The 26,087-nt window shown below is 62.5% G+C and carries 34 protein-coding genes and 1 tRNA gene; 21 read left to right on the top strand and 14 right to left on the bottom strand.

Translation table 11 applies throughout. The annotated features are described in order from the left end of the window. The first annotated feature begins 37 nt into the window (after window positions 1–37). From AB688_RS00360 to AB688_RS00265, 21 genes are read left to right on the top strand one after another with little or no spacing between them, the layout of a single operon-like run. The gene (locus AB688_RS00360) at window positions 38–499 is read left to right on the top strand and encodes a head completion/stabilization protein (protein WP_063541486.1); all 462 of its coding nucleotides are present in this window, start codon (window positions 38–40) and stop codon (window positions 497–499) included. Further along, on the top strand, window positions 496–951 hold the full coding sequence (locus AB688_RS00355; RefSeq protein WP_063541484.1) for a phage tail protein: 456 nt from the start codon (window positions 496–498) through the stop codon (window positions 949–951). The genes AB688_RS00360 and AB688_RS00355 overlap by 4 nt, the downstream gene beginning before the upstream one ends. 25 nt (window positions 952–976) lie before the next feature. After that, complete coding sequence (locus AB688_RS00350; protein ID WP_063541482.1) at window positions 977–1,618, top strand: phage virion morphogenesis protein; 642 nt, start codon at window positions 977–979, stop codon at window positions 1,616–1,618. 11 nt (window positions 1,619–1,629) lie between these two features. Then, window positions 1,630–2,745, top strand: coding sequence for a DUF2586 domain-containing protein (locus AB688_RS00345; RefSeq protein WP_063541480.1), 1,116 nt, complete (start codon window positions 1,630–1,632; stop codon window positions 2,743–2,745). A 6-nt stretch (window positions 2,746–2,751) separates the two neighbouring features. Next, window positions 2,752–3,201, top strand: a complete 450-nt coding sequence (locus AB688_RS00340; protein WP_063541478.1) for a DUF2597 family protein — start codon at window positions 2,752–2,754, stop codon at window positions 3,199–3,201. After that, window positions 3,201–3,413 (top strand): TraR/DksA family transcriptional regulator, encoded by a 213-nt coding sequence (locus tag AB688_RS00335; protein WP_063541476.1) that lies wholly within the window; start codon window positions 3,201–3,203, stop codon window positions 3,411–3,413. Before AB688_RS00340 ends, AB688_RS00335 begins: the two co-directional genes overlap by 1 nt. Further along, window positions 3,410–3,616 (top strand): hypothetical protein, encoded by a 207-nt coding sequence (locus tag AB688_RS00330; protein WP_063541474.1) that lies wholly within the window; start codon window positions 3,410–3,412, stop codon window positions 3,614–3,616. The genes AB688_RS00335 and AB688_RS00330 overlap by 4 nt, the downstream gene beginning before the upstream one ends. Continuing rightward, on the top strand, window positions 3,613–4,143 hold the full coding sequence (locus AB688_RS00325) for a lysozyme (RefSeq protein WP_063541472.1): 531 nt from the start codon (window positions 3,613–3,615) through the stop codon (window positions 4,141–4,143). Before AB688_RS00330 ends, AB688_RS00325 begins: the two co-directional genes overlap by 4 nt. Beyond that, entirely contained in the window at window positions 4,131–4,622 is a 492-nt protein-coding gene (locus AB688_RS00320; protein ID WP_063541470.1) for a lysis system i-spanin subunit Rz, read from the top strand. The genes AB688_RS00325 and AB688_RS00320 overlap by 13 nt, the downstream gene beginning before the upstream one ends. Then, on the top strand, window positions 4,619–4,906 hold the full coding sequence (locus AB688_RS00315; protein ID WP_063541468.1) for a putative phage tail assembly chaperone: 288 nt from the start codon (window positions 4,619–4,621) through the stop codon (window positions 4,904–4,906). Before AB688_RS00320 ends, AB688_RS00315 begins: the two co-directional genes overlap by 4 nt. A 20-nt stretch (window positions 4,907–4,926) precedes the next feature. Beyond that, on the top strand, window positions 4,927–5,073 hold the full coding sequence (locus AB688_RS27420) for a DUF6890 family protein (protein WP_419555273.1): 147 nt from the start codon (window positions 4,927–4,929) through the stop codon (window positions 5,071–5,073). 7 nt (window positions 5,074–5,080) lie between these two features. Beyond that, the gene (locus tag AB688_RS00310; protein ID WP_063541466.1) at window positions 5,081–7,366 is read left to right on the top strand and encodes a phage tail tape measure protein; all 2,286 of its coding nucleotides are present in this window, start codon (window positions 5,081–5,083) and stop codon (window positions 7,364–7,366) included. Beyond that, entirely contained in the window at window positions 7,366–7,683 is a 318-nt protein-coding gene (locus AB688_RS00305) for a DUF2590 family protein (RefSeq protein WP_063541464.1), read from the top strand. The genes AB688_RS00310 and AB688_RS00305 overlap by 1 nt, the downstream gene beginning before the upstream one ends. After that, window positions 7,680–8,852 (top strand): baseplate J/gp47 family protein, encoded by a 1,173-nt coding sequence (locus AB688_RS00300; protein WP_063541462.1) that lies wholly within the window; start codon window positions 7,680–7,682, stop codon window positions 8,850–8,852. The genes AB688_RS00305 and AB688_RS00300 overlap by 4 nt, the downstream gene beginning before the upstream one ends. Beyond that, window positions 8,849–9,373, top strand: a complete 525-nt coding sequence (locus AB688_RS00295; protein ID WP_063541460.1) for a phage tail protein — start codon at window positions 8,849–8,851, stop codon at window positions 9,371–9,373. The genes AB688_RS00300 and AB688_RS00295 overlap by 4 nt, the downstream gene beginning before the upstream one ends. A gap of 9 nt (window positions 9,374–9,382) precedes the next feature. Further along, entirely contained in the window at window positions 9,383–11,761 is a 2,379-nt protein-coding gene (locus tag AB688_RS27375) for a phage tail protein (RefSeq protein ID WP_063541458.1), read from the top strand. Window positions 11,762–11,768: 7 nt separating this feature from the next. Beyond that, window positions 11,769–12,479 carry a hypothetical protein gene (locus tag AB688_RS00285; protein ID WP_063541456.1) on the top strand — a complete coding sequence of 237 codons (711 nt, stop codon included), beginning with the start codon at window positions 11,769–11,771 and terminating at the stop codon, window positions 12,477–12,479. Further along, the gene (locus tag AB688_RS00280) at window positions 12,476–13,399 is read left to right on the top strand and encodes a hypothetical protein (protein ID WP_063541454.1); all 924 of its coding nucleotides are present in this window, start codon (window positions 12,476–12,478) and stop codon (window positions 13,397–13,399) included. The genes AB688_RS00285 and AB688_RS00280 overlap by 4 nt, the downstream gene beginning before the upstream one ends. Beyond that, window positions 13,396–13,941: a hypothetical protein gene (locus AB688_RS00275; RefSeq protein ID WP_063541452.1), complete on the top strand. Its 546-nt coding sequence runs from the start codon at window positions 13,396–13,398 to the stop codon at window positions 13,939–13,941. The genes AB688_RS00280 and AB688_RS00275 overlap by 4 nt, the downstream gene beginning before the upstream one ends. Beyond that, the gene (locus tag AB688_RS00270) at window positions 13,938–14,642 is read left to right on the top strand and encodes a hypothetical protein (protein ID WP_063541450.1); all 705 of its coding nucleotides are present in this window, start codon (window positions 13,938–13,940) and stop codon (window positions 14,640–14,642) included. Before AB688_RS00275 ends, AB688_RS00270 begins: the two co-directional genes overlap by 4 nt. Next, entirely contained in the window at window positions 14,615–15,589 is a 975-nt protein-coding gene (locus AB688_RS00265; RefSeq protein ID WP_063541448.1) for a hypothetical protein, read from the top strand. The genes AB688_RS00270 and AB688_RS00265 overlap by 28 nt, the downstream gene beginning before the upstream one ends. Here the strand turns inward: AB688_RS00265 and AB688_RS00260 are convergent. From AB688_RS00260 to AB688_RS00195, 14 genes are all read right to left on the bottom strand, one after another. Beyond that, complete coding sequence (locus AB688_RS00260) at window positions 15,586–16,602, bottom strand: RelA/SpoT domain-containing protein (protein ID WP_063541446.1); 1,017 nt, start codon at window positions 16,600–16,602, stop codon at window positions 15,586–15,588. The genes AB688_RS00265 and AB688_RS00260 overlap by 4 nt on opposite strands. A 31-nt stretch (window positions 16,603–16,633) precedes the next feature. Continuing rightward, window positions 16,634–16,981 carry a hypothetical protein gene (locus tag AB688_RS00255; RefSeq protein WP_063541444.1) on the bottom strand — a complete coding sequence of 116 codons (348 nt, stop codon included), beginning with the start codon at window positions 16,979–16,981 and terminating at the stop codon, window positions 16,634–16,636. Between the two features lie 698 nt (window positions 16,982–17,679). Beyond that, the gene (locus AB688_RS00250; RefSeq protein ID WP_063546584.1) at window positions 17,680–18,369 is read right to left on the bottom strand and encodes an NYN domain-containing protein; all 690 of its coding nucleotides are present in this window, start codon (window positions 18,367–18,369) and stop codon (window positions 17,680–17,682) included. 176 nt (window positions 18,370–18,545) lie between these two features. Then, window positions 18,546–18,896: a hypothetical protein gene (locus AB688_RS00245; protein WP_063546583.1), complete on the bottom strand. Its 351-nt coding sequence runs from the start codon at window positions 18,894–18,896 to the stop codon at window positions 18,546–18,548. 621 nt (window positions 18,897–19,517) lie between these two features. Beyond that, window positions 19,518–19,593, bottom strand: a tRNA-Thr gene (locus AB688_RS00240). A gap of 97 nt (window positions 19,594–19,690) precedes the next feature. Continuing rightward, entirely contained in the window at window positions 19,691–19,945 is a 255-nt protein-coding gene (locus AB688_RS00235; RefSeq protein ID WP_253781904.1) for a hypothetical protein, read from the bottom strand. A gap of 21 nt (window positions 19,946–19,966) precedes the next feature. Then, window positions 19,967–20,347 carry a hypothetical protein gene (locus AB688_RS00230; RefSeq protein WP_063541440.1) on the bottom strand — a complete coding sequence of 127 codons (381 nt, stop codon included), beginning with the start codon at window positions 20,345–20,347 and terminating at the stop codon, window positions 19,967–19,969. Between the two features lie 18 nt (window positions 20,348–20,365). Next, window positions 20,366–20,572: a helix-turn-helix domain-containing protein gene (locus AB688_RS00225; protein WP_043211003.1), complete on the bottom strand. Its 207-nt coding sequence runs from the start codon at window positions 20,570–20,572 to the stop codon at window positions 20,366–20,368. Between the two features lie 9 nt (window positions 20,573–20,581). Then, the gene (locus AB688_RS00220; RefSeq protein ID WP_054895538.1) at window positions 20,582–21,160 is read right to left on the bottom strand and encodes a hypothetical protein; all 579 of its coding nucleotides are present in this window, start codon (window positions 21,158–21,160) and stop codon (window positions 20,582–20,584) included. A 477-nt stretch (window positions 21,161–21,637) separates the two neighbouring features. Further along, window positions 21,638–22,855: a methyltransferase gene (locus AB688_RS00215; protein ID WP_063541438.1), complete on the bottom strand. Its 1,218-nt coding sequence runs from the start codon at window positions 22,853–22,855 to the stop codon at window positions 21,638–21,640. A gap of 117 nt (window positions 22,856–22,972) precedes the next feature. Beyond that, window positions 22,973–23,662: an ABC transporter permease gene (locus AB688_RS00210; RefSeq protein ID WP_063541436.1), complete on the bottom strand. Its 690-nt coding sequence runs from the start codon at window positions 23,660–23,662 to the stop codon at window positions 22,973–22,975. After that, window positions 23,659–24,354: an ABC transporter permease gene (locus tag AB688_RS00205; protein WP_063541434.1), complete on the bottom strand. Its 696-nt coding sequence runs from the start codon at window positions 24,352–24,354 to the stop codon at window positions 23,659–23,661. Before AB688_RS00205 ends, AB688_RS00210 begins: the two co-directional genes overlap by 4 nt. Before the next feature lie 57 nt (window positions 24,355–24,411). Further along, window positions 24,412–25,164: an ABC transporter substrate-binding protein gene (locus AB688_RS00200; protein WP_054895292.1), complete on the bottom strand. Its 753-nt coding sequence runs from the start codon at window positions 25,162–25,164 to the stop codon at window positions 24,412–24,414. Window positions 25,165–25,176: 12 nt separating this feature from the next. Beyond that, window positions 25,177–25,950 carry an ABC transporter ATP-binding protein gene (locus AB688_RS00195; protein WP_063541432.1) on the bottom strand — a complete coding sequence of 258 codons (774 nt, stop codon included), beginning with the start codon at window positions 25,948–25,950 and terminating at the stop codon, window positions 25,177–25,179. Between the last annotated feature and the right edge of the window lie 137 nt (window positions 25,951–26,087).

Here is a 26,087-nt window from a genome sequence, read left to right as displayed (position 1 = left end):
CGCAACGGTGTTTCCCGCCCTTTTCGAGTGACCAGCAATGAGCTTTTCAGGCAAATCCGCCACGGTTGTGGAACAGACCATCGAGAACAACGGCTTTTGGCCGGACCTCTCGCTGGCTGAATACCAGAAGGCTTACCGCCTGCCGGGCGAGTACCTGAGCGAGGTGCTGGTCACTCAACTTGAACTGGCCATGGCCGAGGTGAACCAGGATCTGCGCAAGCTGGCGAACAGCTGGAAGAGCCTGGGCATCACCGAGGTGGCCACCGCTGACCCGCTGCTCCTCGAGGAGCGCGCATTCAAGGTGAAGCTGTACAAGCGCGCCGTGTACTGCCGCGCCAAGGCCACCGCCCTGACCGACTATGCAACCGTCACCCGGCGCGAAATCGCCGAGAACACCGGCAAGGAAGCACCCGAGCGGGCCGACCAGTACCTGGCGTTCAGTCAGCAGGCGATCCGCGCCCTGCAGGGCCGCAGCCGCATCACGGTATCGCTGCAGTGAACGGCCTCAAGGGACTGACCGCCTACCTGCTCGAGCGCGAGCTGGTACCGGAGGAGCAGCTGGAATCGTACAGCGAGCAGGTGGACCTGCACCTGGTCTGGGCAGAGACCGAGCGCGGCCTGCACATGGGCGACATGCGCTATCGCGCTGTGATCAACCTGGAGCGGTTCAACGGCCACCCCGGGCGCCTGATGGCCCTGGTGGGCAGCTGGCTGGAAACCCACGATCCAGACCGCCACCGGCATGACCTGGCGGCGCCGGCGTTCGCGATCGAGCCGCTGGACCTGGACAACGATCTGTTCGACGTGGAGCTGGTCCTGGACTTTATCGAACCGCAGTACCTGGCCGAGGACGACGCCGGCGAGATCGAGGCCTTCGGCAGCACCTGGTCATTCATTCCGTTTGACCTGTGGCTTGCCGAGCAAGGCGAGGTGATCCGCCGTGGCCAGTAGGGTTTTCTCCCAGGACGTGCGCGGCATGCTCAGCGTCCAGGACCAGCTGGCTCTGCTCAAGCTGCCGCCGCAGCTGCGCCGGCGCCTGCTCAACCGCGTTTCCAAGCGTGTGCGCACGCTGAGCAACAAGCGGATCCGCGCCCAGCAGAACCTGGACGGGACGCCGTTCGTGCCGCGCAAGCGCAAGGAACCCGGGCAGAAACGCATGGAGGCCGGCCTGGGCAAGCTCCTGCAGGTGACCCGCGTGGACCAGGACGAGGCCGTCCTGGGATGGCGCAACGGCCTCACCAGCTGGGTCGCGGCGCAGCAGCACAACGGGTCGTCCGAGCGCCGCACAGCGCGCCAGATGCGCAAGTGGAACAAGGTCGAGCCCGGCGCCAAGTCCACGTCCAAGCAGGCCAAGCGCTTGCGCCGCCTGGGCTTCCGCGTGCGCCAGGAAGGCAAGAAACGCCTCACCCGTCCACCCGTCGCCTGGATCCTCGAGCATGTCAGCTTCATGCAAGCCGGTCTGCTGATCCGCGTCCTGGACGAGGAGCAAGGCGAAACCACCGGTGCCGAGAGCTGGGAAATCAAGCTCCCGAAACGCCAGTTCCTGGGGGCGAGCGCCCAGGAGTCCAGCGCCCTGGTCGCCCAGGTCATGGAACAAATCATCCATTCACCCCGATAACGAGGCTCCGCATGGCACTCGGCAAAGTCAGTACCAACAATCTCAACCGCGGCCAGGGCGCCGTGACCGAGATTGAGCGCTATTTCCTTTTCATCGGCCCCGCCGGCAAGAACGTCGGCAAGCTGCTGCCGCTCAACACCGACAGCGACCTGGACAACGACCTCGGCGCTGCAGGCAGTGACCTGAAAACCCAGGTCATCGCAGCCCGAGCGAACGGCGGCGACCGCTGGGCCTGCCTGGCCGCGCCGATCGGCGCCGAAGGCGACTGGGCCACCGCCCTGGAACTGGCCCAGCAGCAGGGCTTTTCGGTCGAGGCCGTGGTCATCACCAAACCGGTGACCGCCGGCGCCGAGCTGCTGGCCATGCATACTGCCGCCGAGCAACTGAATGCGAAGTACGGGCGCCGTTCGTTCGTGCTGGCGGCGTCCGCCGGCATCCTGCCGACCGCGACCTGGTCCGAATACCTGGTCGAGCAGAAGGCGATCACTGCCGGCATTGCTGCGCCCCGGGTTGTCGTCGTGCCGCAGCTGCACGGCAATGACCTGGGCGTGCTGGCCGGGCGCCTGGCCAACGCGGCCTGGAGCATCGCCGACAGCCCTATGCGTGTGGCCAGCGGTCCGCTGCTGGGTCTGGGCGCCGTTCCCCAGGACAAGGAAAACGTTCCGCTGCCGTCTGCGATCCGCAGCGAGCTGGACAAGTCGCGCTTCTCCGTCTCCCAAACCTATCCCGACTACGAAGGCGTGTACTGGGGCGATGCGAACCTGCTGGACACCGCCGGCAGCGACTTCCAAGTGCTGGAGTACCTGCGCCTCGCTGACAAGGCTGCGCGCCAGGTCCGGCCTTTGCTGATCCGCCGCATCGGCGATCGTCGCCTGAACAGCAGCGCCACCAGCATGGCCACCAACACTATGGCCCTGATGGCGCCGTTGCGCCGCATGGCCAAGGCGGTGAAGTTCGCCGGCGAGGTCTTCCCGGGCGAGATCCAGACGCCCAAGGACGGTGACCTGGTCATCGTTTGGAAGAGCCGCACACAGGTCGAGGTCTTCCTGCAGATCCGCCCACACAACTGCCCCAAGGACATCACCGCGAATATCGCGCTGGACCTTTCCCAGGACGCCCAGGAGTAACCCCGCATGGCCAAAATCAGTGGCAAGAACTTCGATATCACCGTGGGCGACCTGATGATTCACGTCGAAACCGCGACCCTCGATATCACCGACAACAGCGCCGTCGCGCAGACCAAGGGCGTGCCAGACGGCTGGGTCGAGGGCGACGTGGCCGCCAGCGGCGAGCTGGAGCTTGACACCACGAACTTCAACCTGGTGATCGAGGCCGCCGGCAAGGCCGGCAGCTTCCGCGAGCTGGAGGCCTTCGATCAGCTGTTCTATGCGAAGACCCCCACCGACGAGATCCGCGTGGAGGCCTTCGGCTGCAAGTTCAAGGTCTCCAGCCTGCTGAACATCGACGCCAAGGGCGGCGAGAAGTCGAAGCATAAGCTGCCATTCGATGTCACCAGCCCGGACTTCATCCGCATCAACGGCGTGCCGTACCTGGCCGCCCGCGAGACTGAGGGCCTGAGCTGATGGTCTGCCCTTTCGACCGCGCCCAGGCCCTGGAACAGCGTCAGCGTGACCAGGCGATCGCCGCTGCTCGAGGCAGAGGGCCGGCGACAGGGCCAAGCCTCACCCATTGCGACGATTGCGGCGACGAGATCCCGGAGGCGCGCCGCGCCCTGGGCGGCATGACCCGCTGCGTCCCGTGCCAATCCACTTTCGAGAAAAGGGGCCAGCGATGAGCACGAACCAGGCCGCACAGGACACCGCGATCGCGCTGGCCAAGGCCTCGCCCGCGATCGGGGTCGCCGCCACCGGCGTGACCGGCGCCGTCGATTGGTCGGCGGTCGCCTACATGCTGACGGCGGTTTATATGGTGCTGCAGATCCTCCTGCTGGTCCCCAAATACCGCCAGATGCTGCGTGACTGGAGGATCAAGCCATGAGCCTGCGTAACAAGATCCTGACCGGGGCCGTCGCCCTGGTGCTGAGCAGCAGCACGCTGATGGCGTTCCTGGGCAAGTGGGAAGGCGAAGGGCAGAACGTCGTCTACGCCGACAAGCTTGCCCGGGGCCTGCCGACCGTCTGCAAGGGCATCACTCGCTACACCAGCCCGTATCCGGTGATCGTCGGCGACTACTGGTCGCCGGCGCGCTGCGCCGAGGTCGAGCAGCTGGTGACGCGCAAGGGGCAACTGGCCCTGGCCGACTGCCTGACCAATGAGCGCATCAGCCAGAACACGTTCGACGCCCTGTCCAGCCACGGACACAACGTCGGCACGCCATCGACCTGCGCAAGCCGCGCCCTGGTGCTGATCAACCTCGGGCGTATCAAGGAAGGCTGCCGGGCACTGGCCTGGGGCGCCGATGGCCGCCCCGTGTGGGCCTACGTCACCGACGCCGCTGGCCGCAAGGTGTTTGTACCCGGGCTGCACGCGCGCAGGCTTGAGGAGGCCGCCCTGTGCGCGGCCTGATCGCTCTGCTGGCCGTGGCCCTGGTCGCCGGCGCGGCCTGGCTTGAGTTCGCGCATGTGCTCGAGCAGCGCGACAACGCCCGATTGGAGCGCGACACCGCGCAAACAGAAGCTGCAGGCCTGCGCGAAGCCGCGCACATCACCGGGCAGCGCCTGGCGATCGCCGCCGCCAACGACGCCCAACACTTCCAGGAACTGACCGATGCACTCAAACGCAACCAGGATCTGCGCCGCGCTGTTGATGATCGTGATCAGCGGCTGCTCGTCAAAGCCACCTGCCCCGCAGTGCGTACCGGCTCCGGTACCGGCGCCGCCGGCGTGGCTGATGCAGCCCCCGCCGAACTCGCAGCAGACGCTCGATCGGATTATTTCACCCTCCGGGATCAGCTCGCCCTCAGCCAGAAAATGATTCTCGGCCTGCAGGGCCACATCCGCATCCTTTGCACGACCCCACCCACTACAGGAGCAATACCGCAATGACCGAACGCGCTGAAATCACCCTGGAAATCGGCGGCGAAGACTTCGACTTCGTCATGGATACCGCCCTGGTGACCAAGTACATCAACGGCCTGACCCAAGCGAACAAGGTCGCCCCGTCCCACAACCTGCTGATGAACGCTGTGGTCCAGGACCAGAAAGCCAAGCTCAAGCCGCTGCTGTCGCACCCCACCACCGCGATGGAGATCGCCGGCGCCCTGGTTGAAGAGTTCTCGCCGAAAGTCGAGGTCGTCGTAAAAAAGCGCTCGAGCACGCTGAGCGCCTGACCGAGGACGGCCTGGGCCAGCTGCTGGCCCTGGGCGAACGCTGGCTACCCGGTGCCGCCCCGACGCCCGAGAACCTGGGCACAGCCAAATGGCTGGAGGACGAGCACTGGCGGCGGATGGAAATCGCCGTAGCCAACGGTATCGCACGAGCATTCAACGGAAGCTGACCACCCCATGAGCGCGAACAACGCATCCAGCCGCCTGGACTTCATCCTGTCGCTGACTGACAAAGTCACCGCACCCCTGGCCAAGGTGACCAAGGGTTTCAGTGACCTGGCGGAAAAGGGCGAAGCCAACATCAAACAGATCGGTACCGGCGTGGCGGGCCTGTGGGGCTCGCTGACCGGCATCGAGGGCTCGCTGGCACCGGCCCTGGAGGTGAATCGCGCCTTGGGCGATGTTCGCTCGCTGGGCGTGGCCCAGGACGCCCTGGACGCGCTCAACGCCAAGTCCCTGGACTTTTCCGTTGCCTACGGCGAGAACGCCGCGTCGTTCGTCTCCTCGGCGTACAAGATCGAGGGCGCCATCAAAGGCCTGGCCGGCTCCCAGCTGGCCACCTTCACCAACACCAGCAACGTGCTCGCCAAAGCCACCAAGTCCGACACAGCGGTGATGAGCGAGTACGTGGGCACGCTGTACAACCTGCAGAAGCAGCAGGCCGACGCCATGGGCAAAAGCCAGTGGGTCGAAAAGCTGGGCGGCCAGACCGCCCTGGCGGTCCAGCTGTTCAGGACCAGCGGCGAGCAGATGAAAGACGGCTTCAAGGAAGCGGGCGCGATCGCCACCGCCTCGGGCATCGACCTGGCCGAACAGATGGCAGTCCTGGGCAGCCTGTCCAGCACGATGGAGAGCGGCGACGCCGGCGGACGGTACAAGGCCTTTTTCGAGAACATCAGCAACGCCTCGGACAAGCTGGGGATCAAGTTCACCGACACCAACGGCAAGGTTCTGCCGATGCTCGACATCCTGGCCAAGCTGCAGGGCAAGTTCGGGGATCTGCGCAACGCTGCAGCGAACAACAAGCTGGTCGAGGCCTTCGGCGGTGAAGGTGCCCAGGTGATCGGCGCCCTGGCCCAGGACACTGACCGCCTCAAGAACGGCATTGACCAGCTCGGCAAGGTCCGGGGCCTGGAGCAGGCCGAGAAGATGGCCGCTGCCATGGTCGATCCCTGGCAGCAGCTCGGCGCGGCGGTCCAGGCGCTGCGCATCGCCTTCGGCCAGGCGCTGATACCGATGCTGCAGCCACTGATGACGCGCCTGGTCGATATCGGCAAGACGCTGACCCGCTGGACTCAACTGTTCCCGAACATCACCCGGGTGATGGGGATCGCCACCCTGGCCACGCTGGCCATCACCGCCGCGATCAGCACGCTGAGCATCGTGGTGGGCTTGAGCAAGATGGCCATGCTGGGCCTGAACGTCGTCTGGGCGCTGCTGACCTGGACCGGCTGGCGCAGCATCGCGATGTTCATCGCCCATTCCATCCAGTGCGTGCTCCTGGTCGCCCGGGTGCTCGCGATGATCGCGGTCATCGGCCTGGCCAAGGGCGCCATGCTGCTGTGGCAGGGCGCTATCTGGCTTGTCAACGCCGCCATGATGGCCAACCCCGTAGGCCTGGTGATCGCGGGCATTGCCGCCTTGATCGCCCTGGTCGTGGCCGCTGTCGTGTACTGGGACGAGTGGACCAGCGCGCTGATGAACACCCAGGCGTTCCAGTGGGTCGCTGACCAGGTGCAACAGTTGGCCAACTGGTTCGGCTCGATGGGCGGCTGGGGAGCCATGGCGCAGTCAGCATGGGATGGGATCGTGGCGATCTTTCAGAAGGCCATCAGCGGCCTGATCGACATGCTGAACAAGATCCCGGGCGTGAACATCGAGACCACTTTCGGCGACGTGCCGACGCCGCCCAGCGTGCCGCAGATCCCTGGCCAGGCTGTGCCGATCGGCGTCACGCCTATGCCAGCGCCGGCACTGACGCTGCCTGAGCCCCGGGCACTGATGACCGTCCAGCCAGAGGCCCCACTGATGGCCGCGCTGCCAGCCGCGGCTGAGCCGCCGGCACCGGTGGCCAAGGTGCTCGAGCAACAGCCCAAGACACTGCCAGGCGCAGCACTTGCGCCGGCGGCGATCGCTCCGGCCGCAGCGCTGCCACCTGCAGTCGAACCGATCGCGCCGCTGCTCAAGCGCATGGAAGCCATGCCTGCAGCGCCGGTCCAGGTCGAGGTCACCGCGCCGATCGAGCAGGCCGAACGTAGCCGCGAGCGCCTGGCACAGGCTGCGCCCAGCATCACCCCCGTTCGGCCCAATGCGGTGCCCCAGGGCGGGCTGATGAAGCAGATCCAGAACAATACACAGAGCCAGGATCGACGCATGCACGTTGAAAAGGTGGAGATCAATAACGGCAGCAAGCCAATGACCCCGCTGGAGCTGGAAAACATGATCGGCATGGCGGTGGGCTGATGAGCGAGTACATCGACCTTTTGATCCAGGACAACGACCTGGTCCTGGATCCCTCCCGCCAGCCGCTGCTGATCGAGGACCGGGCCAGCATCGCCCAGGACATCGCCCACATGATCCGCGAGAGCGGCCTGCTGGTGACCCTGGTGGCAGAGCGCAGCCGCCAACGCCAAGCCGATTGCATCCTGCAGCTGGAGCTGCTGGTGGAAGACGACGAACGCCTGGTACCGGGCACCGCCCGGATCCTCGAGGACCGACCAGGCGTGTACCTGGTCACGGCCAAAACCCTGAAATTCGGCGACATCGAGGTGTTTCTGTGAGTGACGTAGATTTCCGCCGGGCGCTGAGCGATGCCGGCATTCCGACGAACGAGGCAGGCCTGCGCCAAGCCTGGGAGGCCGAGGTGGCCGCCCAGGGCAGCAAGCTGAGCAACACCAGCGCATACAGCCCGTTCTGGCGGGTCGTGACCGCGCTTGTGACCAAGCCTGTCATGTGGCTGCTGACGTTCCTGAGCGACACCGTCCTGCCCAACTTTTTCGTCAAGACGGCCAGCGGTGCCTGGCTGGACACCCTGGCGTGGGCGGTGAACACCGAGCGCAAGGGCGCAACCAAGGCCCAGGGCGTGCTGCTGTTCACCCGCGAGAACACCGCCGGCGAGCTGCAGATGCCCGCCGGCGTGATCGTGCAGTCCGCTGCGATCAACGGGCACGTCTACCAGCTGGTGACGATCGAGGACGCGACGTTCCCAGACGGGCGCCTGCAGGTGTCGGTCAAAGTCAGCGCCCGCGAGGTCGGCAGCGGCTACAACCTGGCCCCGGGGTATTACGCGATCCTACTCGAGCCGGTACCGGGGATTGCCCAGGTCATCAACGCAGACGACTGGATGACTGCACCGGGTGCGGATCCGGAACCGGACGACCAGTTGCGCCTTCGCGTCCGTAACCAGTTCAGTGCGGTGAACCAGTGGCACACCGACGCCGTGTATCGCGCCATGATCGCCGCGTTCCCGGGCGTGCGGCCCGATGGGATCTACTTCGAACACGGCGCGCCACGCGGTCCTGGTAGCGCGAACGCCTACGTGCTGTTCGACGCCGGCGTGCCGGCGGAATCGTTCCTGGAGCAGATCAACGCCCACATCCGCGACGGCGGGAACCATGGCCATGGTGATGACCTGGTCGTGTTCGTCATGCCGGAAACCCCGCATGCCATCAGCGTGACCGTGTGGCCCCGGCCAAACCTCACCGCCCTGCAGACCCAAGCCCTGCAGGACAACATCGCGCTATTCATCCGCGCCGCGTTCCGCGAAAGCACCGCCAGCGACTACCGCCCGACCCTGACCTACCCACAGTCGCGCTTTTCATTGAGCCGCCTGGGCGAGGAGCTGCACCAGGTGTTTCCCGAAATCGAGTCGCTGCGCTTCGCCGGCGAAGACATCGTGTCGCAGCTGGATATCCCCCGCATCGCAACCCTGCAGGTGACGTTCGCATGATTCGCATGAAACTGCCGTTCTGGCTCGGCGGTGCCGAGCTGGCCAAGCTCACCGCAGCGGCGCAGTCCTGGTGGGAAAAGGTGAAAGGCTGGGTCCAGTGGCCGCTCCTGCAGGCCGACGCCGAGACCTGCCACCTGACCATCCTGGATCTGATGGCCTGGCAGCGGGACATCACCCGCTTCAGCAACGAGCCCGAGCGCCTGTATCGCCTGCGCGTGAAGTACGCCTTCATCAACGCGGTGGACGCGGGCAGCACGGCAGGCCTCAAGCGCATCTTGCGCCGCCTGGGCGTGGGCTACATCGAGATCGATGAGCGCATGCCCGATCGGGACTGGGACGTGGTGCTCCTGCGCCTTTCCGACTCGCAGCTGTCGGAAAACCCCGAGCTGCTGCGCGTCCTGGTGCAGCAGTACGGGCGCACGTGCCGCCGCTATGACTTCGTGTCGATCACCCCTGTGACGCTGCGCGTGCTCGCAGCCGACTTCAACGACGACCAGCAGACGCTGGTCGCCAGCCTGTAGGAGCCCGCCGTGGCCAGAATCACCCTCGCCGGCGAAAGCCTGATTGCCCAGAAGCAGGGGGCAAAGGAAGTCCTGCACATCACCCGTTTCATCTACGCCAACGTGCCCGGGCTGGATCCTGAAAAGCCGATCGACCGCGCTGCAGCGAAGCCGCCGGCAGCGCAGATCGTTCACACCTACGAAATCCCGGCAGAGAACAGCGGGTACGTGAACCCGAACCAGGTCGTCTACAGCTCGATGCTGGGCAGCGATATCGGGGACTTCGACTGGAACTGGCTGGGCCTGGAGTCCGCCGAGGGCGTTCTGTTCGCCGTGGCCTATCTGCCGCTGCAGCAGAAGCGGCGCAACATCCCACCGGTGCAGATCGGCAACAACATCACCCGCAACATCCTGGTGGAGTACAGCGGCGCCCAGGAGCTGACCGGGATCTCCATCGATGCCAGCACCTGGCAGCATGATTTCACCGTACGCCTGGCCGGGATTGATGAGCGCGAGCGTCTGAGCAATCGCGACGTGTACGGGCGCGCCTGTTTCTTCAACGATGCGCTGCAGGTGATCGGCACGCCCGAGACCGGGTACCAGGTCAAAGCGGGAACGGCTTACGTCGAGGGTATTCGGCTCGACGCTAAAGCAGCATCAATCATGCCGCCGGCGCTGCCGACCACAGCCTGGTTGGACGTTGTCCTGGAACGACAACTGAGCGACGTGGTAGCCCGCTGGGCGGTGGTGTTCGGCGGCGCCAACGCGTTCGGCGACTGGAAAGACGCGCTGGGGGTGCAGCACTACTGCGTACCGCTGGCCGACCTCAGCGCTGCAGGTATCGTCGATCGGCGCGGTGTGGAAGTGATCGATGGACCGCTGGTCAAGCATTTTGCCTCTGCGCGATCGGTCGCAGAGGTCCGCCAGCGGGTCGCCGACCTCGAAGACGGCACCACCCCAGCGGGCAAAGCCCACCGGTGGGCCTCGGCGCGCCGGGTGGCCTTCCTGGGCGATGCAACCGGCCAGGCCGACATCGACGGGTCGATAAACGTGGGTATTCGCCTGACTCTGGCGGATAGCGGCGTCATACCTGGCGCCTGGGCGAAGCCCGTCGTGAACGCAAAGGGGCAAGTCATCGGTAACCAGCTGCTGCTGCCGAGCGATATCCCTGCACTCGACTGGAGCAAGATCAACAGCGGGAAGCCCACCACGCTGGCCGGCTACGGCATCACCGATGCATTGCACACCGGTCATTCGGATCAGGTGCCCCGCTTCTACTCTCCGGTGCCTGGCGAGACCTATCAAACGCCGGCGCTGGAGATCCGGGAAGTAGGCTTGGTTCAGAGCGCAAGCAGAGCGTTCGAGTACGCTCCCCGCCTCGGTTTTCATTGGGGAACGGTCACCGCTGGAACCTTGGCCATGACTTCCAACGGGGTATTGTGTTGGAACGGCAACGTGATATGGAGCGAAGACAACTTCAATCCCAACAGCAAGGCCAACAAAGCCACCACCCTGGCAGGGTATGGCATCACCGACGCGATTCGGCGGGGTGAGGTAGGGCTGGGGTCCAGTGCAGCACCGGTCAGCCCGATCGACACGGTAGGACTACCCGGCGGCTTCCATTCATTCACGGATGGCGCGACCAGCCTGACCAACTACTGCAGCGTGCTGAACATGCCGTACGCGGCCTCAACTCATGCGGCCCAGCTGGCATTCCAGCAAGGCGGCCCGAATGTCCGAATGCTTGCGCGTTCCACAAAGAATGACGGCAGCTGGACCCCCACCGTCGAGCTGTTCCACACGGGCAACCTGAACCCTGAAGTGATCCTGCCGGTGGGCAGCCTGGTCACCTCGTTCAGCAGAACCGCGCCGCCCGGATGCCTGCGGAGCAATGGCGCGGCAGTCAGTCGAACGACCTATTCCCGCCTCTATGCCGAGATCGGCACCCTGTACGGGGCAGGTGACGGCGTGAATACCTTCAACTTGCCCGACACCCGGGGCGTGTTCTTTCGCGACATGGATGATGGCCGTGGATTCGACGTAGGGCGGGTGCAAAGCACCTTGCAGTACAGCCAGAACCAGAGCCACAACCACTACGCCGTCACGGGCGAAAACGGTTGGCACTACCACCCGGGGTCGTCGGTATCCATCGGTGAGTCCGGCACTCACCCTCATACCCTTCGCATGGGTAGCAACGACGTAGCGGGCATCTACCCGGATTTGGTCGCCCCAGGTGGTGGACCAGTGCGTTCCATCCAAGCCGTAGATCCAGGCGGAAATCACGTCCACAGCGCGTCTTTGGTCATGCTGGGGGACGGCGTTCATGCCCACACCGTCACCGTCGATCCGTCAGGCGGCAACGAATCCAGGCCTGTGAACATGGCCCTGTACACCTACATCAAGTATTGAGGCATTCATGACAAAGACGAAAACCGTCTATCAGACCTCCCCGATGGGCCTGTTCACCGGTATTACCGAAGCCGAAGAGTCGCCGCTGGAGCCTGGCGTGTTCCTTATCCCCGGCGGGTGCGTGGAGACTCCTCCACCGCTCATTCCTGATAACAAGGCGGCTCACTGGGATGGCAAGCAGTGGCAGCTGGTGGACTACTTCAAAGGTCTGGTCGTGTACAGCATCACCACCGGCGAGTCGCTGACGCTGGACGGCATGGGGCCGATCCCGTCCGGCTACACGATGAAGAAGCCAGCACCAGACCAGGTCTGGAAAAATGGCGAGTGGGTAGATGATACGAACGCCATCCTGGCCAAGCTGTACCAGCAGAAGCTGACAGAGGTGAATGGCGGCTGCAGCCAGTACATCGAGGCGGGCTTTAGCTCCAGCGCCCTGGGCGAGGCCTTCCGCTACAGCAGCGCTCTGGAGGACCAGGTGAACCTGACCGGCCTGATGTTCAGTGGCCTGGACAGCGCCTATCCGTGCACCGGCCCGGATGGCGTCCGCGCTTTCCGGGACCACACCCGCGAGCAGCTGCTGCAGGTGAACAAAGACCTGGTGCTGTTCAAGCAGGCCGCGCTGCAGCACGCCGATCAGTTGAAGCGTGACCTGGCCAAGGCACTGCAGGACAAGAAGCTCAAAGCGATGCGCGCCGTCACCTGGACGGCGCCGGCATGACCTGGTCGCCGGTCACAATGCGCTGGCCCACCGAATCCACCAGGTGGATGGACCAGCTGAGCGGCGCCAAGGCGCTGGCCGATCGCGAGCTGGCCAGCACCGGCACGCGCCTGGCCGACCTCGAGGCGGTGACCACCACCAACCCGGGGCCAGTCGGTGCAGCAGCCAAGGGGCCGAGTGAGGCCGGACGCCAGGCCATGGCCGAGCAGCTGAGCGAGCCGCCGGCGTGCCTGGTCGTGACACCGTTCCAATCTGGTATCGGGCAAGGGCGCGGTCACCAGCGCTTTCTGTCGGCACCGAACCTCCTGCAGACGCTGGCCAACAAACTCACCGATGCCACGGACGCGGCCCGCCCCCAGGGCGAGCAGCACGCCCTGTGCATATTGTTCCTGGCCACCCGCTACGACCAGTTGGCCGCAAGTCTGGGCCGGTTTAATGCACTGATGCCGGTCCCGGAGCTGGTCCGCGCCGAGCGCCGCGCCGATCACCTGGCCAAGCTCGAGGCGGAAAAGTGGCAGATCCCCCAGTCCGGGCCGCTCCCACGCTGGCAAGCGTTGCCCCTGGAGCGCTGCACCGTCGTCAAGGCCGCCCAGCAGTCCATGGCGGGCCAGTTGGCCGTCCTGGAGAGCTACGCGGCGGACAGCTCACCCATGGCAGACCTGAGCGCGCTGGCCAGCCGCAAAGCCGAGCAACAGCGCAACCGTGACAAGCAACTGCAGGATCTGCAGGAGTCGCTGCAGGATCGCCAGCCGGACACCGCCACACGGGCCAGGACGATCGGGCCGGGCAGCAACGCCGAGTTGCGCCGCCTGCTGCTCGAGCACGACGCCCCGGGGCATGAGTGGGTTATTTGCGCCGGCGTCATCATGGTGGGCTCACAGAAGGGCCTGAGCTTCGTGCGCGAACTGGTGGGCCTATGACACTGCTCCTGCTCGACGGTACCGCGATCCAGGGCAAAGGCCTGAAAGTGACAGCAAACCTGCGCATCGAGGCGGACGACCTGTCCGGGCAAACCAGCAACACGGAGACTGCGCATAAGGGCTTCAAGCCCAAGACGCTCACCGTGACGCTGAACATCCCGTACAAGAACGCCGCCTGGCTGCGCGATCTGATGCGCGTGGCCGAGGCCACCGAGGGCGGTGGCCAGCTCAAGACGTACCGCGTCGTCAACGACACCGCCGCCGCGTTTGGTATGCGCCAAGTGCAGTTCGCCGAGGGTGTGAGCGCCCGCGAAGACGACATCCTTGCCATGTGGCGCATCCAGTTCGGGCTGACCGAGAAAAAGTCGAACCCGGAGAAGGTCGAGAAGCGCAGCGCCAAGGGCACCGTCACCGCTCAATCCGGTACCGGATCCGCCGTGGGCGGTGCTGGTGGCGGCGGGGACGATGGTCAAAAGCAGGAGCTGACCGGCTTCGAGGCGACCCTGAAAAAGGTGGATGACTGGCTTGGGGGTGGCAAATGAAGCTGCACCAGGTACTGAGCGTGGCCGGGGTCGGATATGACCTGGTCAAGGCAGACGTACGCCTCGAGCTGCGAAACCCGGGCCGGGCGACGTTCACGGTCCAGGCCGAGCAACCGTTGAGAGGCCTGGTGGCCTTCGACCTGGGCTACAACGACAAGCCACTGCAGCGGCATTTCCTGGGCTACGTCGAACGGAGTACTGCAGCGAACTCGAAACAGCAGGTGCTGTTCTGCCGCGAGCTCGCCGCGATCCTGGCCAAGCCGATGCCGATGAACCTGCGCCATGTGGACCTGCGCGCCGTGCTCGAGGAGGCCAGCCGCCAAACCGGGCTGCGCTTCCGCGTCCCCGATCGGCCCTACGCCTCGAGCCGGGCGCCGTATTTCTACAGCCTGGCGGCGGGCTACCAGGCGATGGAAAGCCTGGCCCAGGTCTACGACATTCCCGACTTCATGTGGCAGCAGCAGGGCGACGGCGAGGTGTTCGTGGGTAGCTGGGCCGATAGCTATTTCGGCGTACGTCCTGCGCTGCAGCTGCCCGTCGAGCTGTTCGACAGCTACCAGGGCAACCAGAGCGCCATGATCGCGGCCCTTCCCGGGCTGCGACCTGGTGCAACGATCAACCAGGGCGAGCGCGTCACCCACGTGGCCCTCGCCGGCAACCAGATGGCCATTCGATGGAAGACGCAATCCGCCGCGCTGTAGAGCGCCAATTTCCCGAGATCACCGGGGGTTATCACCTGCCGCGCTTCGGTCGCGTGGTCGCGGTACCGGACGCGCCGGCGGCGCCCGGGCTGTGTGACGACTTCCGCCCGCGCTTCGGCGTGGATGTCCAGGTACTGTTGCCAGACGGCGAGCCGGATCCGGCGCTGCCGGTGTTCACCAGTCTGCCGCTGCCAGCGCCGATGGGCGGCCAAGAGGCCGGCATGTTCGGCTTCCCCGAGGAAGGCACGACCGTGGTCGTGTCGTTCGCCTACGGCCTACCGCACAAGCCGTTTATTCAGCAGATCCTGCCGCACGGGCTGAGCCTGCCCCGGGTGCCCAAAGGCGACCAGGTCTGGCAGCACAGCGAGGCCTGCCAGCAGCGCGTGGACGCGGACGGCAACTGGCTGCGCCAGACGGATGGAAAGATCCAGGACAAGGCGATCGAGCGCGAGGTGGAGTCGCTAGCCAACCGCGAGCAGTTCCAGAGCCACACCAGGAACGTGGACGACCACTCGACCGAGACGGTAGGCGGAGTGAAGAAGGTCGAAGCCCTGGGCGCGCTCAAGCTGCTGTCCGGCGGATCCGCGAGCCTGGCCGCTGTCGATGACCTGCACCAGGCGACCGGGCGGGATCTCAACCTGGTGGTGGGGCAGAAACTCAATGCGACGATCGGCGGTGACTACCAGGAGCAGATCCAGGGCCTGCGCCGGAGCGTAGTCACTGTCAGTCAGCGCCTGCAGGCGCCGAAAACGTGGCTAGGATCTGAGGGGGTGAACGTGCTGCAGGTGCTGTGCGACCTGCTCGACCTGGTGCAGGAGATGAATCTGCAACTGGCGGGGCACGTTCATGGGCCTACGCCGCCGCCAAACAATGCGGCGGTGTTTAGCGCTGCAGCCCAGTCAGCCCAAGGCTTGTCCGAGAAAACTAAGGGTGTAACGCTTTCCTAATCACGGCGATCCTTCACTAAATCCAAAAAGTGCGAGATACCTTTCCCGCTATACATAATTCCCCGTTCAAGGCCGTGCTTGCTGATTCCGAAGTGCGATGCACCAGCACGATCTTCTGTGGCTTTGAGTTTTTGAATGTCTTTTTTAAGCTGTTTAATGATTTTTTGCGACTGTTCGTCTTTGGATTCGAGGCTTTCGAGCCGTGCTAGGGTAGCATCAACGTTCCTCGTTGCATCTTCCAGTTCAGCAGCGATACGCTGGTGATCCGTAATTAATTGAAACTTTTCTGCTTCCGCATCTTTCAATAGTTGGTTCAGATCTTTAGCGAAAAGTCCCATTTCGTCTGCGCTGCCCGCGAGGCCGGAGAACAATCTCAGGAAAATCGCTATTTGAGCATTGTCTGAAAAGTCCGGGTAGCGTACGGTGTGGTCGACTTCGCTCCAGCCCTCCTGAAAAATTGTTCGAACTTGTAGCTCTGCGTAAAAGGTAAGTTTGGCCGGTTGGATCTTTACTATGTAGTGGATTGATCGATAACCACCGTCATGATCCTTTTTAACGGCGCCGCTAGCGGAAATTGCATCGTGTGGCTCTTCTCCTGCGCGGACGTAGGCAATCACTTCCTCTGCTAGCTCCCAGTAGTCTCGGATGCTCTGATCTATCGGAGCGCATTCGTCCTTGAATAGATGAAGTGCGCGCACGCCGATTAGGTCTGTAACTACACTAAGGTAGTTGTCGGGAGACACATGTATCCATTTTTCCTGGGGGTCTTTCTCAAGATTTTTGCGGACAATTTTTTTTATCAGATGAAGTGGTTCTTTTACGCGCCAGCGTACGGAGTGGACTTTCTCGAATGTCTGAATCGTAGACGCAATCATCTTTGCTGCAGAAATGAGAGGTGGCTGAATCCTTTGGTAGTGCTCATATATCGCGGCAAGGTTTTCGAATGTGCAGCCTGATCTTTTAAACTCGTCTTCCGTGATGTTTGCAGCAGCGAGAAGTTCGTCCTGATTCATTTCACACTCCTGAAGATTTGCTCGGGTTAAATTAAAAATCTGTATGTTTTTTAAGGGCAATTATGCCTTTAATGGTGGGGGCGTATTCTCTCATGAAATCAAGCGCGTCATGGAATGTTGGCATGGCGTACTCTTCAATGTGCTCGCCTAGAGATACCAATGCGATTCCGGTGAATTCCTTTGGTTCGTCATCTTTCTGTTTGTTGAAGGTATAAAGCTCGATAGAGGCTTCATCGGTGCCTAAGTTAAATGCTCGAGTGTAACCTGCTGCTAGGAAGGCAGCGTCAATGTGATCAGTTCCGTATTTGTCGCAGTACTCGTTTACGATGCTTCTTTCGTTATTGCTGGTTACATTGCGCCCAGAATAAACATTGATCATTGCATATCCTCCTTTTCAAAGAGTGTGCAGCTTACTTGCTTGCCTTCAATCGCGCTATCGGTTTGTTTGTGCGGGTGAAACAGCACTGGACACAGCGAGTCCTTCAAGAGCCCTCTGAGTTTACTGAATTTTTCAACGATCTTGATGTGCTTAATTTTCCAAAAAGCGCCTGCTATCGCGGGGAGGGCGTTTGTGCGCCTTGAGGTGTTCGACTAGCCAAGGACGGTCGCAGAATTGAAAGCGACAGCCAGTGGTTAGGCTCAATGATCCTGATGGCCAAAAAAAATGCCGGCGGCAAAAAAAAACGGTGAAGAAAATCACTTATCCCCCTCCCGCCGACGCGCTTTCCGTCGTGAATTTGTGAAAACCAGCGGTACGGTGCAATGCCGGCTCTAGGCCGCGCAGTTAGCGGGGGCTTGCAGAGTGGCGGTAATTGCACACTGTGAAAGGAAATGAAAGGTTGTGCAGTTGCAGTGGGCTGGGACGCTGGGGAGGGAGGAATTCAGGGGATCGGCTGCAGGCCACGAGATACGGGGGGAGCGGTGAAAAAATCGTGGTTTGTCCGGGTTTTTAAATTTGGACCCGATCATTTTATCCGTTGCAGAGCGCAACAGGTGCAGAGCTTTGATTTGCCTGGAGCCCCAGTATGGTGGGGGCGCGGCGATTCTGCAGCTTTGCACAATGCTTCAGTGTCGGTGTTACCAGTACTCAGGCTTGATCGCGGGCTTCTTGGTCGTCGGCACGCGGTCGGGGAATTGATGAGCGGCAAGCTCTTCTGTTGTCACAACACGGCGCATCCAATGCGAGTGCTCTTTCAGCGAGCCCGGGATTGTCCGATTGACCCCCTCCCGGTGGGGCAAAATGACGCCGACTCTGAGATCAGGAAAGTCCTCTCTGATGGCCCTCAGTGCAGGTGTCATGTCCGTATCAGCCGAGACAAGCACCAACTGCTCGATTCGTTCCTCGGGGGGAAGGGCTGCCTGACGTGTTGCAAGCCGATACATACTGATGGCGATGTGAACGTCCGTTTCCTTTTCTTCGAGCTTCCAGATATCTACCTGGTCGAGCCTTGAGGGCGGTGTCGTCTTGTCAACGAAGCGAGGAGCCCGGCGCGGTTCCAGTTGGTGCCTGCCATAAGCGACAGTCGCGCCTCGGGCGAGTAACGCCCGTAGGTAACTGTCCTGAGCTTGTTTGGAGAGGTTGCCGCGGCTGGCAAGCTTTGGCATCACACCAGATGTGAAAAAGCTTACCGACGACAATGTATTCTTCGGGTCTTCAACGCGAAGAATGTGGGCAAGTAAAGAGGGCAGGTCGAGCCACTTGTGCTGTGAGCCAGCAAGCAGCCCATAAAACAAGTTGTATCCGTCTACAAAGCACGCTGTACGCAAGATTTTCAATCCCTAGAAACGAAAAAACCGGCCTTTGGCCGGTTTCTTCACCCCAACGGCCAGCGAACTGAATCGCTGCGTACGGGGCTGAGTAGTGAGGTAATGATCGCAACAGGTGACATCTATGTCAACTATTTCAGCTCTGCGCACCGTTCATTCGGCAGGATGCTTTCCTTTCAGACGCCTACCAGTCGCAGGTGCGGAAGGTTGGCCAGCGACTTGAGGCGCTTGAATTCATTGGCAACCACGGGGGTCAGCAGGCGGTTCAGGGCATCACGCAGTTGCATGGCCTGGCCCTCATTCAGACGTTTCACGGCACCGGTGCGCCCGCTCGCACAGCTCACCTTGTCCGGGGTAATGCCGATCGCGTCCATCGCACCATCGATGTAGCCATCCAGGTACTCGCGGCGCTTGAACAGGATCGAGCTCTCGGGTGCTTCCTGGTAGTCCCAGTGCACCTCCCACGTCTTGCCGGACTGGATTACTTCGATGATAGGCAGTGCCGCTTGGGTCGCTGGTTTGCGCATGCTGATGCTCTCGAACAATTCGCTACGCGGGGCAGTTTGAAGGATAGCTTCGGGGTGCCCCATGAAAGGTTTTTCAGGCTGACCCCCAAATTCCTGTCAGAACATGGATATCTGTCAGGAAATCGGCTGGAGGCCCCGTATTTATTGGGTTTGCGATCTGACAACGAACTGGGAAATTCGTGGCAAATCTGACAGACCAAAATAAAAAGCCTTATAAATCAATGAGTTGAGAAAGCTAAATCTGACACTGTGGTTTTGTCAGGTTCTGACACCCCGCTGACACCTTTCTGACACTACATGAAAACGCTGTAGGCCTTGATCTATAAGGGTTAGACAGAGGTAAGAATATCTATCTGACAAATCTGACAGGCTTTTTAGGGGTCAACCTAAATTTTGCTTGGCTACGTGCAGGGGGGCGTTTCGTATGACGCGTATACACAGCGACGGCATGAAAAACCCGGCCTATCACAGCGCGATACTGCTACTACTCACCCCTTCGCATACGAGCCTTGGCTTGCCTTCGATTGGCCGCTATAGCCTTGAGGAGGGTGCTTGTTACGTGCGTTGTTACGCATAGGCTTGAACGAGCCTGAGCAAACGTCCGTAACTGCTTGATTTGAATGGTGCCGGCACCAGGAATCGAACCCGGGACCTACTGATTACAAGTCAGTTGCTCTACCATCTGAGCTATACCGGCACAGGGGCGTCATTATAGCGATCGGTTGGCTGCTGTAAACCACTTCCTTGCATTCAACGCGAAATCGCCTAAGTCGCCGCCCTCAAAGGAGAAAATCCTACCAGCCGCGGTGGATGGTGTTGACGCTCGGTTCAGGCTCTGCGGGGTTGAAAAACAGCTTGTGGTTGTCGCAACCGCGCTTGCGGCAGCGGTCGTCCACTCGCAGGGGCAGGCCGCGGTCGCCGCCGAGCTGCATGCCGGGGGTTTCCCAGTCCAGGTTCGAGGTCTTGGGGGTGTAGCTGCTGCTACTGCTGGAGCAGCCGCTCAGGGCCAGGCCAAGGGCCAGAAGGGTGAAAGGCGTGGTGTATTTCACGTGTCGAAATCCGTTCATCTATCAATCTGGGTTGCGAATGCGCTGGATGGTGCCACCGCAGGCCATGTAGCAGCTGTCGTAATCGCGGCCGCAACTGTAGCCGGATGAGCTGCCGAATGGGTAGCTCGGCTGGTAGCAGTTGTGACGCGCTTCCTTCTTGCTCTTGCCGGTCTTGCAGTACTGGTAGGCACGCATTTCGGCTTGGTACAGGGCGCGCTGGCTGTTTTGTTCCAGACGCTCCAGTTGCTGGCAATGCCTGCGCTCGCTCGAGCAGCTGTTGATGCAGTTCATGCCATGCGCGCTGGGCGGTGGCGAATACCTATACGTGTAACTCGGGCCGCAGCCGCTGATCAGCCAGGTGGCCAGCAGTACGGCGAGTAAACCTTTGTGGGGCAAATACATGGGTGTTGCAGTCCTTGATCATTCCTCGCTGAACTCCAGCAGGTCGCCGGGTTGGCAGTTCAGCGCGCGACACAGCTTCTCGAGGGTTTCGATCTTGAAGCCCTTGATCTTGCCGTTCTTCAGCAGCGACAGGTTCGCTTCCGTTATGCCGATGATTTCCGCCAGGTCCTTGGAACGGATCTTGTTCCGGGCCATGACGACGTCGAGGCGGATGATTATCGGCATAAGGGGTGGCTAGACATAACAGTTGTGTTCATCGCTGATGGTCTTGGCGTCACGCATGAGCAGCGAGAAGGCGCAGAGCAGAATGCCTTTCATGATCTCGTAGACAGCCTCGGATGATACACCGATCGACACGCTGAAGCTCCTTTCGCCAGCAGGCAGGTCGATGGCCAGTGCCAGGCCCTCGAAGGTGCCGATCAGCGACCAGAGCAGCGGCGAGCCGATGCACAGCAGGCCGACCCACCAGAGCAGGCGGATGTTGGGCAGGGTCCAGGTCTGGCCCTTGGACAGGCGCATGAAGAAGATGCCGGTCAGCAGCAGGGCGAATGCCGAGATGGCGGTGGGAATCAGGTCGAGGAAGAACACCAGGCCGATCGCCAGGTGGGACGGTTGGTAGCCTTCGGCCAGGAGCAGCGGCATCTGGTCGCCGTAGGCCTGCAGGTAGGCGGAAACCATGGTGGGGTAGTCGAGCAGCCAGAGCAGCGGCGTGCCGCCGAACTCGACGGCAGCGGTGGTCCAGGCCAGAAGGGCGGCCAGGGCGCCAATGGTGCGCAATCGGGAGCGCGCATAGGCGACGGATCTACTGTTCATGGGGTGCCTCCGTACAGTGATGAACGGGGCGGATTATTCTTGATAAATTATCGTAATACAATAATTTATTTTGCTGTAATGACTTTTGCGACGCTTTGCCGCAGTGGGAACTTGAACCTGGTGTGGGAGCGGGTTTGTCCGCGAAAAAGACACCGCGCTGCCTGGCACGGGCTACGCCCGTGTTCGCGGGACAAGCCCGCTCCCACAGGGAATGGGCTGGCCTTTAGATTCTGAACAAGACAGTTGCTGCAAGGGGCTTGCGTCGGATCCGGGATTTGGCTTATGCACAACCGGCATGCAGGCGCTGCGCGAAAGGCATGCCGAAGCGTTGCGCCGTTGGTCTTTGCGCAAAGGCCTGTTTTTGTTGGCGTTCGCTTACTGAAGGGAATAAGCGAAGCGCGTGAAATAGCCAGTGGATCCAATAAACCGTGAATTTCATCACAAGCTTGTTCACAGACTTATCCACAGGTTGTCCGGCTAGTTTCGCTCGCCCAGCAGCAGCAGGTTTCGGGGTGTCAGTGGGTAGTCGCAGAACACGCCCAGGCGCACGTTGTAGCCGTTTTCCTGAAGAAACAGCGCACGATCGAGTACCAACCACAGCTCCAGCGGGCGACGGAACAGGTTGCGCAGCAGTTCGAGGTTGCGCACTTGCGCCAGTCGTTGCCAGCCAGCGGCCTCCAGGGCGGCCCAGTCGGGGTTGCCGCTCAGGGGTACTTCGCGCAATGCGGCGAGGTCGCGGCAGTAATCTTCGAAGGATTTTTCCAGCCAGGCGGTGGGCAACGAGGGCGTGGGCAGGTACTCGTCGGTCTGTCGTTGCTGGCGTTGCAGCAGGTCGAAGCCCAGGCGGCGGGCCATCGAGGTGTCGCGCTGGCGACGGGTGCGGGCGCTGGAGGTGACGGCTTCGCTCAGCGGCAGGCCCAGGTCGGTGATGCTCAGGTGCAACTGCGAGGCTTGCGCGGGGCCCGACAGGGCCTGGTAGTGCTCGGCCTGGATGCGGTTGTAACAGCATGGGGCGACGGCGATCTGCCGGCAGCCTCGGGCGCTGGCCAGTTGCAGCAGGCGTACGTGCAGGTCGCCGCAGGCGTGCAGGGCGACCACGCTCTTGTTGCCGTCCAGGTGATGGGCGCTGTCGCTGGCCATCACGTCCTGCTGCACGTGGCTGGCGCGCAGGTGGTGATGGTCGCTGAGGGTTTGGCCGGCGCTGACCAGTGCGGCGTCGTATTCCAGGCAGGTGAGCTGCTGGCCGGGTTGCAGCAGGCGACGGCCCAGGTGCCCCTTGCCAGAGCACCAGTCCAGCCAGTGGTGGGTGGGCTGGCTGAAGCTCAGGTGGCTGCCAAAGGCTTCGATCTGCTGCCACTTGCGGCCGGGGACGTGGACGTTCAGGCGGTGGCCGCCCGGTGGCATTGGTGCAAGGGGCAGTTCGCCAACATTCGACAGTTGCAGGGCCTGCTGCGCGAGCTGCGGGAAGGGCGCGGGGGCCGGCAAGTGTTCGAGGTGATGCTCGGCGGCTTCGGCCTGTTCCAGGGTGCGGTTGCGCAACCAGTGGGCGAGCTCGGGATAGCGGGATTCCCATTCCAGGTGCAGGGCGGTAAAGGGCCGGGGTTTCCACAGGGATTCGTGCTGGAGCAGGAACTGGTCCAGGGCCTGGAAGCGGGCGCTCAGTTGGTCGGGGTGGAGGAATGGGGTCGGGGGCATGGAGGGTGGTCGGTGGTGAGGCCTTCGCGGGCAAGCCCGCTCCTACAACAACCCTCCAATCATGCAGGGCAGCTGTGGTAGCGGACTTGCCCGCGAAAAGGTCAGCTCGGTTTCAGCTCACCGCCCCTGGCAGGCGTCGACGCGCAACCAGCGCTCGAGCAGCTTGAAGCCCTGCACCAGGACGAACGAAATCAACAAGTAGAACACGCCCGCGGCAAAGAAGATCTCCACCGGCAGGTAGGTGCGGGCGATGATCGTGCGGGCCATGCCGGTCAGTTCCAGCAGGGTCACGGTGCTGGCCAGGGCGCTGGCCTTGAGCATCAGGATCACTTCGTTGCTGTAGGCCGGCAGGCCGATGCGCGCGGCGCGCGGCAGCATGATGTAGAACAGCGCCTTGCCCCGCGACATGCCCAGCGCGCGCGCCGCCTCGATCTCGCCCTTGGGTATCGCCTGCAGCGCACCGCGCAGGATCTCGGCGATGTAGGCGGCGGTGTGCAGGGTCATGGTCAGTACGGTGCACCAGAACGGATCGCGCAGGTACGGCCACAGCGAGCTGCCGCGCACCAGGTCGAACTGCGCCAGGCCGTAGTACACCAGGAACAATTGCACCAGCAGCGGCGTGCCGCGGAAGAAGAAGATGTAGCCGTAGGGCAGGGCGCGTACGTACCAGTGGCGCGAGGAGCGGGCGATGCCCAGCGGGATGGCCAGGATCAGCCCGGCGATCACCGCGATGGCCACCAGCTCCAGGGTCAGGGTCGCGCCCTGGGCCAGGCGTGGCAGCCACTTGATGATGACTTCCCAGTTCATTGCGCGGCCCTCATGAAGCCGCGAGCGGCGCGTTTTTCAAGGAAGTGCATGCCGGTCATGGCGACGATGGTCAGGCACAGGTAGATGCACGCGGCGACGGCGTAGAAGGTGAACGGTTCCTTGGTCACGGTCACGCCGATCTGCGCGTGGCGCATGATTTCTTCGAGGCCGATCACCGACACCAGGGCCGTGTCCTTCATCAGGATCATGAACAGGTTGCCCAGGCCCGGCAGGGCCACGCGCCACATCTGCGGCAGGATGATCCGCGAGAGGATGCGCCCCTTCGACAGCCCCAGTGCCAGGCCCGCTTCACGGTGGCCCTTGGGGATCGCCAGGATCGCGCCGCGGAACACTTCCGTGGCGTAGGCACCGAAGCACAGGCCCAGGGCGATCACGCCCGCGGCGAAGGCGCTGAGCTCGAGGCCGGGCATGTTCAGGGCATCGCCGAGGCTGCTCATCAGCCCGACGGTGCCGAAATAGATCAGCAGGACCCACAGCAGTTCGGGCACGCCGCGAACCAGGGTCGAGTAAGTGCCGCCAAGCCATTGCAGTGGCTTGATGGGCGAGGTCTTGGCCAGTGCGCCGAGCAGTCCAAGGACCAGCCCCAGCAGCAAGGCACAGAGCGCCAGTTTTACGGTCATCAGGGTGCCAGCCAACATGGCCGGACCGAATCCGTGCAGGTCTATATTCATGGGCAGGGTGCGTTCAAGGGACCGGCACCGCGCAGCGGCGGTGCCAGTCGGGGCGTATCAGTAGATGCTGAACGGGAAGTACTTGTCGTTGATCTTCTTGTACGTGCCGTCGGCGATGATTTCCTTCAGAGCAGCGTTCAGCTTCTCACGCAGAGGGTCGCCTTTACGCACAGCGATACCGATCTTGTCGCTCTCTTCCACCGGGTCGCCCTTGAACTCGTAGTTCTGGCCGTCCTTGCTCTTGAGCCACTCGTACTGCACGTACTTGTCGGCCAGGATGCCGTCGATGCGGCCGGCGATCAGGTCCAGGTAGGCGTTTTCCTGGGTGTCGTAGAGCTTCACGTCGACATCGCTGCCGTAGTGGTCTTCCAGCCAGGTGCCGGCCAGGGTGGCGCGCTGCGTGCCGATGGTCTTGCCCTTGAGCGAAGCCTTGTCGGTCTTGAAGTCAGCGTTCTTCGGCGCGATGAACTGCAGCTTGTTGGAGTAGTAGGGGTCGGTGAAGTCCACGGCCTGCTTGCGCTCATCGGTGATCGACAGCGACGACACCAGGAAGTCGAACTTCTTGGCGTTCAGGGCGGGGATGATGCCGTCCCAGTCGGAGGTCACGACCGAGCACTCGACTTTCATCTTGGCGCACAGGGCGTCGCCGATGTCCTTGTCGAAGCCGACCACGTTACCGCTGGCATCCTTGTTGTTGAACGGCGGGTAGGCCGCCTCGATACCCATGCGCAGTTTTTCCGCGGCCAGGGCGTTGGCCGACATCACCAGCGTGGCGGCAGCGGCCAGGAGGAATTTCTTGTAGGTCTGCATGTGTTGCTCCGTTTAGCGGTGGCTGGACATGAATTGCTTGCAACGCGCCGAGGTCGGGTTTTCGAAGACCTGTTGCGGCGATCCTTGCTCTTCCACGAGGCCCTGGTGCAGGAAGACCACTTCACTGGACACCTGGCGGGCAAAGTTCATCTCGTGCGTTACCAGCAGCATGGTACGGCCTTCGTCGGCCAGTGCGCGGATAACGTTAAGCACTTCCTGGACCATTTCCGGATCGAGCGCCGAAGTCGGCTCGTCGAACAGGATGACCTTGGGCTTCATGGCCAGGGTGCGGGCGATGGCGGCGCGCTGCTGCTGGCCACCGGAAAGCTGGGCGGGATAGCTGTGACGCTTGTCGTAGATGCCGACCTTGTTGAGCAGCGCCTCGGCCGCTTCGATGGCCTCGGCCTTGCTCTGGCCGAGCACGCGGCGTGGCGCCTCGATGATGTTGTCGAGGATCGACATGTGCGGCCACAGGTTGAAATTCTGGAAGACGAAGCCGATTTCGCTGCGCAGACGGTTGATCTGGCGGTTGTCGGCGGCGATCAGGTCGCCGGTCTTGGTGGGCTTGAGCTTGAGCGCTTCGCCGGCGACGAGGATTTCACCCTGGTGCGGGTTTTCGAGCAGGTTGATGCAGCGCAGCAGGGTGGACTTGCCGGAACCGGACGAACCGAGGATCGAGATCACGTCACCGTCGCGCGCGGTCAGCGAAATGCCCTTGAGAATTTCCTGATCGCCGTAGCGTTTGTGCAGATTGCGGATTTCCAGCGCGGGCGTGGCCTGGGCCATGTGCGGTCCTCATGTGTTCGGGTGCGTTCCCAGCTGTTGGCGGCCTTCCTGGCGAGCGCAACGCTAGCATAGCGGCGTAATGGCGGCCAACCGGGTCGCAGCGGGCTCGGGTCGTTGGCGGGACAGTTTGTCGCATC

Source organism: Pseudomonas putida, from assembly GCF_001636055.1.
GTDB classification, from domain to species: Bacteria; Pseudomonadota; Gammaproteobacteria; order Pseudomonadales; family Pseudomonadaceae; genus Aquipseudomonas; species Aquipseudomonas machongensis.
The sequence above is the reverse complement of the archived record's forward strand: the minus strand, read 5'-3'. Positions and strand labels throughout refer to the sequence as shown.

Bases quoted from the DNA above. Each gene is read 5' to 3' on its own strand.
- AB688_RS00220 (WP_054895538.1), bottom strand. From the start codon at position 21,160: ATGAACAGTAGATCCGTCGCCTATGCGCGCTCCCGATTGCGCACCATT.
- AB688_RS00305 (WP_063541464.1), top strand. From the start codon at position 7,366: ATGAGCGAGTACATCGACCTTTTGATCCAGGACAACGACCTGGTCCTG.
- AB688_RS00205 (WP_063541434.1), bottom strand. From the start codon at position 24,354: ATGAATATAGACCTGCACGGATTCGGTCCGGCCATGTTGGCTGGCACC.
- AB688_RS00260 (WP_063541446.1), bottom strand. From the start codon at position 16,602: ATGAATCAGGACGAACTTCTCGCTGCTGCAAACATCACGGAAGACGAG.
- AB688_RS00315 (WP_063541468.1), top strand. From the start codon at position 4,619: ATGACCGAACGCGCTGAAATCACCCTGGAAATCGGCGGCGAAGACTTC.
- AB688_RS00345 (WP_063541480.1), top strand. From the start codon at position 1,630: ATGGCACTCGGCAAAGTCAGTACCAACAATCTCAACCGCGGCCAGGGC.
- AB688_RS00325 (WP_063541472.1), top strand. From the start codon at position 3,613: ATGAGCCTGCGTAACAAGATCCTGACCGGGGCCGTCGCCCTGGTGCTG.
- AB688_RS00330 (WP_063541474.1), top strand. From the start codon at position 3,410: ATGAGCACGAACCAGGCCGCACAGGACACCGCGATCGCGCTGGCCAAG.
- AB688_RS00275 (WP_063541452.1), top strand. From the start codon at position 13,396: ATGACACTGCTCCTGCTCGACGGTACCGCGATCCAGGGCAAAGGCCTG.
- AB688_RS00210 (WP_063541436.1), bottom strand. From the start codon at position 23,662: ATGAACTGGGAAGTCATCATCAAGTGGCTGCCACGCCTGGCCCAGGGC.
- AB688_RS00255 (WP_063541444.1), bottom strand. From the start codon at position 16,981: ATGATCAATGTTTATTCTGGGCGCAATGTAACCAGCAATAACGAAAGA.
- AB688_RS00225 (WP_043211003.1), bottom strand. From the start codon at position 20,572: ATGCCGATAATCATCCGCCTCGACGTCGTCATGGCCCGGAACAAGATC.
- AB688_RS00200 (WP_054895292.1), bottom strand. From the start codon at position 25,164: ATGCAGACCTACAAGAAATTCCTCCTGGCCGCTGCCGCCACGCTGGTG.
- AB688_RS00350 (WP_063541482.1), top strand. From the start codon at position 977: ATGCTCAGCGTCCAGGACCAGCTGGCTCTGCTCAAGCTGCCGCCGCAG.
- AB688_RS00245 (WP_063546583.1), bottom strand. From the start codon at position 18,896: ATGCGCAAACCAGCGACCCAAGCGGCACTGCCTATCATCGAAGTAATC.
- AB688_RS00340 (WP_063541478.1), top strand. From the start codon at position 2,752: ATGGCCAAAATCAGTGGCAAGAACTTCGATATCACCGTGGGCGACCTG.
- AB688_RS00310 (WP_063541466.1), top strand. From the start codon at position 5,081: ATGAGCGCGAACAACGCATCCAGCCGCCTGGACTTCATCCTGTCGCTG.
- AB688_RS00285 (WP_063541456.1), top strand. From the start codon at position 11,769: ATGACAAAGACGAAAACCGTCTATCAGACCTCCCCGATGGGCCTGTTC.
- AB688_RS00280 (WP_063541454.1), top strand. From the start codon at position 12,476: ATGACCTGGTCGCCGGTCACAATGCGCTGGCCCACCGAATCCACCAGG.
- AB688_RS00270 (WP_063541450.1), top strand. From the start codon at position 13,938: ATGAAGCTGCACCAGGTACTGAGCGTGGCCGGGGTCGGATATGACCTG.
- AB688_RS00195 (WP_063541432.1), bottom strand. From the start codon at position 25,950: ATGGCCCAGGCCACGCCCGCGCTGGAAATCCGCAATCTGCACAAACGC.
- AB688_RS00335 (WP_063541476.1), top strand. From the start codon at position 3,201: ATGGTCTGCCCTTTCGACCGCGCCCAGGCCCTGGAACAGCGTCAGCGT.
- AB688_RS00215 (WP_063541438.1), bottom strand. From the start codon at position 22,855: ATGCCCCCGACCCCATTCCTCCACCCCGACCAACTGAGCGCCCGCTTC.
- AB688_RS00265 (WP_063541448.1), top strand. From the start codon at position 14,615: ATGGAAGACGCAATCCGCCGCGCTGTAGAGCGCCAATTTCCCGAGATC.
- AB688_RS00360 (WP_063541486.1), top strand. From the start codon at position 38: ATGAGCTTTTCAGGCAAATCCGCCACGGTTGTGGAACAGACCATCGAG.
- AB688_RS00295 (WP_063541460.1), top strand. From the start codon at position 8,849: ATGATTCGCATGAAACTGCCGTTCTGGCTCGGCGGTGCCGAGCTGGCC.
- AB688_RS00230 (WP_063541440.1), bottom strand. From the start codon at position 20,347: ATGTATTTGCCCCACAAAGGTTTACTCGCCGTACTGCTGGCCACCTGG.